General features: G+C 51.6%; 3 protein-coding genes and 4 tRNA genes. 6 read left to right on the forward strand and 1 reads right to left on the reverse strand.

What is annotated here, in order from left to right; all coding sequences use genetic code 11:
* The first annotated feature begins 200 nt into the window (after positions 1-200).
* The gene (gene murB / locus FS690_RS18140; protein ID WP_071668693.1) at positions 201-1,238 is read left to right on the forward strand and encodes a UDP-N-acetylmuramate dehydrogenase; all 1,038 of its coding nucleotides are present in this window, start codon (positions 201-203) and stop codon (positions 1,236-1,238) included.
* Complete coding sequence (birA, locus tag FS690_RS18145; RefSeq protein ID WP_039381823.1) at positions 1,235-2,200, forward strand: bifunctional biotin--[acetyl-CoA-carboxylase] ligase/biotin operon repressor BirA; 966 nt, start codon at positions 1,235-1,237, stop codon at positions 2,198-2,200. Before murB ends, birA begins: the two co-directional genes overlap by 4 nt.
* A 44-nt stretch (positions 2,201-2,244) precedes the next feature.
* On the opposite strand, the gene coaA is transcribed toward birA, so the two are convergent.
* Positions 2,245-3,195, reverse strand: coding sequence for a type I pantothenate kinase (coaA, locus tag FS690_RS18150; protein WP_039385682.1), 951 nt, complete (start codon positions 3,193-3,195; stop codon positions 2,245-2,247).
* A 451-nt stretch (positions 3,196-3,646) separates the two neighbouring features.
* Here coaA and FS690_RS18155 point away from each other — a divergent pair.
* The 4 genes from FS690_RS18155 (at position 3,647) to FS690_RS18170 (ending at position 4,156) form a co-directional block, all read left to right on the forward strand.
* Positions 3,647-3,722, forward strand: a tRNA-Thr gene (locus FS690_RS18155).
* A 7-nt stretch (positions 3,723-3,729) separates the two neighbouring features.
* Positions 3,730-3,814: transfer RNA gene (locus FS690_RS18160), tRNA-Tyr, on the forward strand.
* A 189-nt stretch (positions 3,815-4,003) separates the two neighbouring features.
* Positions 4,004-4,078 (forward strand) — tRNA-Gly (locus tag FS690_RS18165).
* Between the two features lie 5 nt (positions 4,079-4,083).
* Positions 4,084-4,156: transfer RNA gene (locus FS690_RS18170), tRNA-Thr, on the forward strand.
* The last annotated feature ends 2 nt before the right edge of the window (positions 4,157-4,158 follow it).

Raw genomic sequence — 4,158 nt, forward strand, 5'->3', positions numbered from 1 at the left:
GCCGATGGTAGTGTGGGGCCTCCCCATGCGAGAGTAGGGAACTGCCAGGCATCCATCAAGTAAAAAAGCCCTGAACACGCGTTCAGGGCTTTTTTACGTCTGCAGAAAAGCAAAATTTCCTCACTAAAACCATCAAAACACCCACTCCTGGTTAGTCAATCGGGTAAACTACGGCCAGATTACTCAGTAAAGGCCGTGAAATGTCCAGCCCAGGTACCTCCCTTAAAGCATGTAATACGCTCGGTCTTGAGATCGACGCACAATCGCTGATTATCGCTGATAGCGCAGAAGCCATTACCGCAGCGTGGCACTCCAGCCAGCAGCGCAATCAACCCTTTATTATCCTCGGTGAAGGAAGCAATGTTCTGTTCCTCGAGGATTTCAACGGCACCGTCGTCGTTAATGCCATCAAAGGTATTCAGCCTGAAGAGCATGAAGAAGCCTGGCATGTGCACGCTGGCGCCGGTGAAAACTGGCATGAGTTAGTGGAATATACCCTGAAAAAAGGGATCCCTGGCCTGGAAAACCTGGCGCTCATTCCCGGTATGTCAGGCTCCGCTCCGATCCAGAATATCGGTGCCTATGGCGTAGAGTTTAAAGATGTCTGTCACTATGTCGATGTACTGCATCTGCCTACATCAGCCACTAAAAGGCTCTATCGTGAAGAGTGCGGCTTTGGCTATCGCGATAGCATATTTAAACACGCGCTCAAAGATGATTACGTCATCATCGCGATCGGACTGCGCCTGATGAAAGCGTGGAAACCGGTACTGAGTTATGGCGATCTGGCAAAACTTAACCCGGCGACGACTACCGCCTGGGATGTCTGCCATGCTGTATGTCAGATGCGTCAAAGCAAACTGCCCGATCCGCGCGTTACCGGAAATGTGGGCAGCTTCTTTAAAAACCCGCTTGTTTCAGCTGAGCAGCTGACAGAGCTGCTCGCGCAATGGCCTGCGATACCACACTATCCTCAGCCTGATGGCGAGGTAAAACTGGCGGCAGGCTGGTTAATCGACCAGTGTCAGCTTAAGGGCTTCAGCGTAGGCGGCGCCGCCGTACATCGCCAGCAGGCGCTGGTTCTGATCAATCAGGATCGCGCCACGCCGCAGGAGATTGTTACACTGGCACATACGGTGCGGCAGCATGTGGGTAAGAAGTTCAATGTCTGGCTGGAACCTGAAGTGCGTTTTATCGGCGCCAATGGCGAGCGTAATGCAGTTGAGGTTATTGCATGAAAGATCAAAGCGTCCCTCTCAAGCTGGCTGCGTTGCTGGCTGACGGTGAATTCCACTCAGGTGAACATCTGGGTGAAGCGCTGGGCATGAGCCGTGCTGCAGTTAATAAGCACATACAGACTCTGAAAAGCTGGGGTCTGGATGTCTTTACTGTGACAGGAAAAGGCTACAGCCTGGCTGCGCCTCTGCAGCTGCTGGATGAAGCGCTTATCCATACTCATCTGGAGACCCCGGGTATCGCCGTTATTCCGGTTATAGACTCAACCAACCAGTACCTGCTTGATCGCATGGATCAGCTTGAGTCAGGTTTTGCCTGCGTTGCGGAGTACCAGCAGGCAGGACGTGGACGCCGCGGACGTAAATGGTTTTCGCCTTTTGGAGCCAACCTCTATCTGTCGATGTACTGGCGTCTGGAGCAGGGACCAGCTGCTGCGATGGGGCTGAGCCTGGTCATAGGGATTGTCATGGCGGAAGTGATTCAGTCCCTTGGCGCTGAAAATGTCCGTGTGAAGTGGCCAAACGATCTCTATCTTAACGATCGTAAACTTGCTGGCATCCTGGTTGAACTCACCGGTAAAACCGGCGATGCGGCGCAGATTGTTATGGGGGCAGGCATCAACCTGGGAATGCGGGGTGAAGGCACTTCAGAAATCAATCAGGGCTGGATCAACCTGCAGGAAGCGGGCGTGACTATCGATCGCAACCAGCTGGCAGCCAGTATCATTAACAGTCTGCGTGCGGCGTTACCGCTTTTTGAGCGCGACGGTCTGGCTCCCTTTATTCAGCGCTGGGAAAAGCTGGATAATTTTATCAATCGTCCGGTTAAATTACTGATTGGTGAGCGCGAAGTTTACGGTATTGCGCGCGGGATAGATAAGCAGGGTGGCCTGCTGCTGGAACAGGAGGGAGTGATTAAATCCTGGGTTGGCGGGGAGATCTCACTCAGGCCAGATAACGGCTAGCCACAGCACTATGATAAAAGCCCTGCACGCAGGGCTTTTTGCTGTTACTTCCTCAGCCTTACGCTCTGAACGGCGTGGTTAGCCTCTTTGGTCATAATCAGGCTGGCGCGCTCACGCGTTGGCAGAATATTTTCTTTCAGGTTAAGACCGTTGATTTCCTGCCACAGCCCGCGCGCAATGTTAACGGCATCCTCTTTCGGCAGCTGCGAATAGTGATGAAAGTAGGAATCGGGATCGCTGAAAGCACCTTCACGGAATTTCAGGAAGCGGTTGATGTACCAGCGTTCCAGTAAGGTTTCCGGAGCATCCACATAGATTGAGAAATCCACAAAGTCAGAAACAAATACGTGATGCGGATCGTGCGGGTAGTCCATACCGCTCTGCAGCACGTTAAGCCCTTCCAGAATCAGGATATCAGGCTGCTCAACCACTTTATCGCCGTCAGGGATGACATCATAAATCAGATGCGAGTAGACCGGTGCCGTGACCTGGCTGGCGCCCGACTTGAGATCGGAAACAAACTTTACCAGGCGATGCATATCGTAGGACTGCGGAAACCCTTTCTTCTTCATCAGACCGCGCTCTTTCAGCACGGCATTCGGATGCAGGAAACCATCAGTGGTGATCAATTCTACTTTGCGATGTTCCGGCCAGCGGCTAAGCAGCGCCTGCAGCACGCGCGCAGTCGTGCTTTTTCCGACGGCAACGCTGCCGGCAATGCTGATGATATAAGGGATCTTTTGCCCGTTGGTGCCGAGAAACTGTTCCAGTACGGCCTGACGTCGCAAATTAGAACTGATGTAGAAGTTCAGCAGACGTGATAGAGGAAGATAGATCTCAGCAACCTCATCAAGAGAGAGATCTTCATTGATACCGCGCAGGCGCTCAACTTCACGCTCATCCAGTGTCATAGGCACTGAGTCACGCAGCGCAGCCCACTGCTGTCTGTCGAATTGCAGATAAGGGGTGGTCAGTGGCGTTGTTTTTCTACTCATAAGCATATATCTGACCGCAAAGTGTGGTTCATCCCTGCCTCATCATGAAGCGTCCTGAACGCGATTGCGCGTCATAGAAGATAAATTAACGGAAACAGTGGGCAGGAGGTTAACACCAGTGTCACTTTAAACAGAAGCAAAATGATGATCGTGCGAGCGCTTTCGCAGAACACGCCACATTTTTTTCACCTGGTGGAATGAAAAAAGCTGTGTTTTTCTATCAGCCGCTAAAAAAACCAGTAAATAGTTTAACCCCGGGCAGTTCAGTCAAAGAGAAAACAGAGCGTAGCCGCTGAACGCGGTGGTGAACATTTGTACCAGATATGAGTGAAGAAGCGACAGTAATGCCTGCTGTTGAGAGCTTTTGCACAAATAGTAAGCAAAAGAATAAAAATGATGATTTTCTTGTTGCATCTCGGAGCCGGTCTTCCTAGAATGCGCGTCACTTGATGCCGGCTTAGCTCAGTTGGTAGAGCAACTGACTTGTAATCAGTAGGTCACCAGTTCGATTCCGGTAGCCGGCACCATCAAGTAGGTGGGATTCCCGAGCGGCCAAAGGGAGCAGACTGTAAATCTGCCGTCACAGACTTCGAAGGTTCGAATCCTTCTCCCACCACCATCTCAGCCTCCTGGTTGGGCATCAGGTAAGAGTTTACCTGATGGGTGAGTTCAAATCTCTCACCTCCGGATTCAGATTGCACATCTGTGTGGTCAGGGTCAGTCGGAAACTCTGACTGGCTCGAATAGTAAAAGGTCTTCTTTTATTATTCAAAAGCTACAGAAAGAACAGGTAGCCGAGTTCCAGGATGCGGGCATCGTATAATGGCTATTACCTCAGCCTTCCAAGCTGATGATGCGGGTTCGATTCCCGCTGCCCGCTCCAGATGTGCTGATATGGCTCAGTTGGTAGAGCGCACCCTTGGTAAGGGTGAGGTCCCCAGTTCGACTCTGGGTATCAGCACC

The organism is Pantoea sp. PSNIH1 (assembly GCF_007680655.1).
Taxonomy (GTDB): domain Bacteria; phylum Pseudomonadota; class Gammaproteobacteria; order Enterobacterales; family Enterobacteriaceae; genus Pantoea; species Pantoea eucrina.